The following is a 4,157-nucleotide window of genomic DNA, read 5'->3' as shown; positions in this document are numbered from 1 at the left end:
GCTGGCCGCGCTGGCCTACACCTTGATGATCAACCTGCGCCGACTGGCCCTGAAGGGCACCGAGCTTGCACAGGCCTGCACCGCCACGATCCGCACCAAGCTGCTCAAGATCGGCGCGGCTGTTCTGCGCAACACCCGCCGCGTGCGCGTGCTGTTGGCATCGGCCCATCCGATGAAGCACGTCTTCATCACCGCCGCACGCGCGCTGGCCCCTTGAAACCCATCCAGTGCTGTCCCCGGCACGCTCACAAACAGCGGGGGTAAGGGGATGGTCCGTCCAAAATCGGCCTCGACCTTATCCAGTACATCCCTCAGCGCCAAAACCCGCCGCCCAACGCCACCTCGGCTGTCCTCGCCGCCTCAACAACGCACTGGTGAAATATCCGGGCTAGGGGCAACCGTCCGGGGCGGCATCGGCGCCGGCAGCTGCAAATCGGCTGACCAGCTCGCAGGTCGCGTTCAGCTCCGCGGCATCGAGCGCAAAACATGGCACGCGCTCGGCGATCCGCAGCACGGCGTCTAGGCCCTTGCCTGGGTGAGCCAGCGCATTGAGCGTGCAGACGTAGAGCCGCACGGCGGCTTCGGCGCGGCCGATCGCACGCAACACGGGGGCCGGACGATCCGCACGGAAGCGCACGAAGAGCACCGCGCCGAGTGGGCACGCCGACACGGCCCGTTCTCCTGCACCGGCCGGCAGCGCAGCGACCGGCACATGGAGCGTGCGGCCGAGGTCGAGGGCTTCGCCTGCAGGCAGGGCAAACGCCGCGGGCGGCCTTTCCTTCAGGCTCAGTGCGTGCGGATACGGGTGGACGAGCAACGCGTCGAGTTCGACCGGGGCAAGCTCGTCGCTCAGGTAGCCGAAGCCGTGATGCAGCAGCCCCCAGGCCGTCGTCGATTTGCCGTGGCCGGATGCACCGACGAGGAGAATGGCCCTGCCGCCGTGCTCGAGCGCCGCGGCATGCAGGAAGAGGAGCTCGGGCCGCAGTTCCTGCAAGGCGACCACAAGGTCTTTCTCGAAGTGGAAGAGCAGATCGTCGATGCGACGAGCGTCGATGACGATGCCGTGTCCCGAACGCTCGATCGAGTACCCGCTGCATGGCGCTTCATTGGCGGATACGGCGTAGCGAAGGTCGGGGGTGCCCTCAAGCCGCGTCGCTGCCGTGGCCGCAAAGTTGGCGAGCATCACGCCCGCGATCTCATCGTCCCCGCACGTCACCTCGACGTGCCGGCCGATGATCAGGAAGCACAGGATCTGCAGGGGCGGCGCCGGTTGACCCAGCGCAGGCATCCCGGCGAACGCCCGGCCTACTCCTTCTTCTCCTCGAACTTGTGCTTCTCGGAGCCGGATTTGGCGAAGGCCGGCGCCGCCATGAGCGTCATGATGGCTGGCGGAACATAGGCGGCCCGCTTCACGAAAACGCGCCGCGATACGCCTTCAGTTGGCTTGGTTTGCGTCATCGGTTTACTCCTGCGCTGCGCTGGCCGAAATGTCTCGGCCAAGTGCTCGAAGCGTATACGTTCACGACGCATCTGCAAGGAGATTTAGAGACCGCAACTTGGCCATGGTTTCTGCCACGTCGCGCAGGGCGGTCTGCCGTTCGACGTCGAACGCTTCCACCAGAGCATCGGCCATGGCTTCGGGCGGGCTCGCGGCAGCGCACAGCCGCCAGATCAATGCGGCGGTGCGGTTGAACTGGTGAACCAGGTTCGAGCTCGTGTCGAGCACGACAAGCTCGCCGTCGACCTCTCTGACCATGAGCGAATCGTCGCGGCGAATGGTTATGCTCATGGCGGATCACCGGAGGTGGCGGGACAAGGTCTGTGACGGCGGCAAAAGGATATCAGGAGCAAGCTCCGGCTCGGCCACGCGCGGACCTGCCGCTGGTCGGGCAGTTGCTTGCCCATGCCGCGACAAGCGAGGCGCTGTGCCAAGCCGGCCGCCGGTTCGCGTGGCGGTCCGAAGGCCACGACGAGGCGCAGTTTCGCTGGCTGCTCGAGGCCGGCATGGGCCCGCTGCTGCACCGCGCGGTGCAGGACGGCACGACCGTACTGCCTGCGGCATGGCGCGAACAGCTCCTGAGCGCCGATCTCACCGCGCGCATCGAGCACGGCAATCGCGTCGATTGCATGCTCGAGATCATCGAGGTCTGCGAAGACGTGCAGGCGCCCGTGACCCTGCTCAAGGGCATCTCGGTCGGCGAGCAGTTCTATCCGTCAGAGCACTTGAGGCGCATGTCGGACATCGACGTGCTGATCGCGCCTGACGACTACGCGCACGTCGAAGCCGCCTTGATGGCGCGCGGCTTCAACCAGCTCGACTACCCGAGCATCGAAGGCCATCACCACGGTGCGCCGCTGGTGCACGCGCGTCGGCGCACCGTCATCGAGCTCCACACGAGCCTGTTCGACGATCACACCGAGTGGTGCGAAGGCTCGCTCTTCAGCCGGGCCGGCGTGTCGCGCCGTTCGTGCGCCTCGCACTATCACGGGCAGCCGGTGCGGCGCCTCGTGCCGGAGATGCAGCTCACCTACATCGCGGCCTCGTTCTTCAACGACCTGTCGCTAGTGATCCACCCGAGCTACATCGCCTCGATGTTCGACGCCATCTACCTGCTGCGCGCCTGCGGATCCACGCTCGACTGGACAGCGATGGTGCAATGGATCGACAACCCCATGGCGCGGGCATCGCTTTGCGCGCTGGCCGGCTACCTGCCGCGCTTCGGCATCGCGGCGCCGCCGCTGGGGGTGCTCGAGCGCCTGGCGACCGAGCCGACGATGGACGGGCCCCTGCAGCTGCGGCTGATCCACCGCATGCTCGATCGCCACCTGGTCGGCGGCAGGCCGTGGAGCAGCCTGCTGCCCGCCCCGGTGCCGGGGCGCTACAGCCCGGCCCGACAATTCCGCAAGCGCGTGCTCGGGCGCCTGCGAGCGCGGCCCGAAACGACCTGAGCGGGGACACCGATCGGCCCGCCGGGTCATGCAATCCCGGTTTCGACGGCCACTGCTGATCGACAGGGCCCATCAGGCAACCCTGATCGCCGCGCTCCAGTTCCCAACATCGACCCACGCGGGGAGCCAAGACAAGAAATTGGCACCCGTGCGGTGTCCATTTTCTTTTCCACTGCCGCGTTTCGGGAAGCCACCCACGCCGGCTTGAAGCCGCGTCCGCAGTGCCGAGCCGAAGTCGTCGAGGTGCGCTTGCATCAGCATCGACGCCGGCATCTGCTTGAAGCGCCGCACGACATCCGTTATTTCGCAGCCGGGGCGGCGGTCGCAGCGCGGTGCTTCTTCTTGGCAGGGTGTGTCGTGCGATGCTTCTTCGTAGGATGCGTCGAGGTGGAGCCCGCTCGAGCCGGAGTGGCTGCGGGCGACCGAAGGTGAAGCGTGGGCAGCCGGCTTCAGCGTCGTCTTGGTCTGAGCGAAAGAGACTGCTGCCACCGTACTGAACAGCGCGGCAACGATTAAGCGCTTTGTCTTGTTCATGTGAGATTCAATTCAGGCGAGAGCCGCGTCGGCTCCGATTCCCTCGAGCGGACCCGACGTTGCCGGGTCTGTGCTTTTAACGGACGGGCCGGCAGTGGGTTTGACTGCCGCACCATGTCAAAGTCCCCCTACAACTGGAGCCGAAAATGTCTGAAGAATTCGAAGTGCGTGGGGCCCACGAGGACCGGATGGACGAAGCGGCAGAGCACGAGCCGAAGGGCATGGCGGGGCAACTGGCTGTGATGACGGCGATCCTTGCAACGGTCGGTGCGATGTTCTCGTACATGGCTGGAGCCACCCAGGCCGATGCCGGACTGTTCAAGAACGACGCGGCGATCAAGAAGACCGAAGCGTCGAATCAATGGAGCTTTTATCAAGCCAAGAGCAACAAGCAAAATCTAAGCGAACTCGGCCTGCAGCTGGTCGATGACGCGCGCAAACCGTTCTTCGAGGGCGAAGCCAAACGCTACGCGTCCGAAAAGGCCGCGATCAAGCTGGCGGCCGAGAAGGCCGAGAAGCAATCGACCGAATTCGACGAGAAGAGCGAAGCGCAAATGCACCAGCATCATCGGTGGGCCCAGGCCACCACCGCGTTGCAGATTGCCATCGCGATGGCCGCGATCGCGCTGCTCACCAAACGGCGTTGGCTGGAAAAGATCGTCTTCGTGATGAGC

7 protein-coding genes are annotated in these 4,157 nt (G+C 65.5%); 3 read left to right on the top strand and 4 right to left on the bottom strand.

Translation table 11 applies throughout. The annotated features are described in order from the left end of the window. On the top strand, positions 1–217 hold a 217-nt coding region (locus tag RMO12_RS11310; RefSeq protein ID WP_309639363.1), incomplete at its 5' end, for a transposase. Between the two features lie 171 nt (positions 218–388). On the opposite strand, the gene RMO12_RS11305 is transcribed toward RMO12_RS11310, so the two are convergent. The 3 genes from RMO12_RS11305 to RMO12_RS11295 all read right to left on the bottom strand — a co-directional run bounded on the left by RMO12_RS11305 (position 389) and on the right by RMO12_RS11295 (position 1,789). Next, positions 389–1,288 (bottom strand): hypothetical protein, encoded by a 900-nt coding sequence (locus RMO12_RS11305; protein ID WP_309639362.1) that lies wholly within the window; start codon positions 1,286–1,288, stop codon positions 389–391. Between the two features lie 17 nt (positions 1,289–1,305). After that, positions 1,306–1,458 carry a hypothetical protein gene (locus tag RMO12_RS11300; RefSeq protein ID WP_309639361.1) on the bottom strand — a complete coding sequence of 51 codons (153 nt, stop codon included), beginning with the start codon at positions 1,456–1,458 and terminating at the stop codon, positions 1,306–1,308. A 61-nt stretch (positions 1,459–1,519) separates the two neighbouring features. Then, complete coding sequence (locus RMO12_RS11295; RefSeq protein WP_309639360.1) at positions 1,520–1,789, bottom strand: PqqD family protein; 270 nt, start codon at positions 1,787–1,789, stop codon at positions 1,520–1,522. A 104-nt stretch (positions 1,790–1,893) separates the two neighbouring features. Here RMO12_RS11295 and RMO12_RS11290 point away from each other — a divergent pair, with 104 nt between their 5' ends. Beyond that, positions 1,894–2,949 (top strand): nucleotidyltransferase family protein, encoded by a 1,056-nt coding sequence (locus RMO12_RS11290; RefSeq protein WP_309639359.1) that lies wholly within the window; start codon positions 1,894–1,896, stop codon positions 2,947–2,949. A gap of 72 nt (positions 2,950–3,021) precedes the next feature. Here the strand turns inward: RMO12_RS11290 and RMO12_RS11285 are convergent, their stop codons facing one another. Further along, positions 3,022–3,483 carry a hypothetical protein gene (locus RMO12_RS11285; RefSeq protein WP_309639358.1) on the bottom strand — a complete coding sequence of 154 codons (462 nt, stop codon included), beginning with the start codon at positions 3,481–3,483 and terminating at the stop codon, positions 3,022–3,024. A gap of 146 nt (positions 3,484–3,629) precedes the next feature. Here RMO12_RS11285 and RMO12_RS11280 point away from each other — a divergent pair. Further along, on the top strand, positions 3,630–4,157 hold a 528-nt coding region (locus tag RMO12_RS11280), incomplete at its 3' end, for a DUF4337 family protein (protein ID WP_309639357.1).

It is taken from the genome of Methylibium sp., from assembly GCF_031393925.1.
Lineage (GTDB): Bacteria > Pseudomonadota > Gammaproteobacteria > Burkholderiales > Burkholderiaceae_C > Methylibium.
The sequence above is the reverse complement of the archived record's forward strand: the minus strand, read 5'-3'. Positions and strand labels throughout refer to the sequence as shown.

Excerpts from the sequence above, each read along its gene's own strand:
- RMO12_RS11305 (WP_309639362.1), bottom strand. The coding sequence starts at position 1,288 with ATGCCTGCGCTGGGTCAACCGGCGCCGCCCCTGCAGATCCTGTGCTTC.
- RMO12_RS11300 (WP_309639361.1), bottom strand. The coding sequence starts at position 1,458 with ATGACGCAAACCAAGCCAACTGAAGGCGTATCGCGGCGCGTTTTCGTG.
- RMO12_RS11295 (WP_309639360.1), bottom strand. The coding sequence starts at position 1,789 with ATGAGCATAACCATTCGCCGCGACGATTCGCTCATGGTCAGAGAGGTC.
- RMO12_RS11285 (WP_309639358.1), bottom strand. The coding sequence starts at position 3,483 with ATGAACAAGACAAAGCGCTTAATCGTTGCCGCGCTGTTCAGTACGGTG.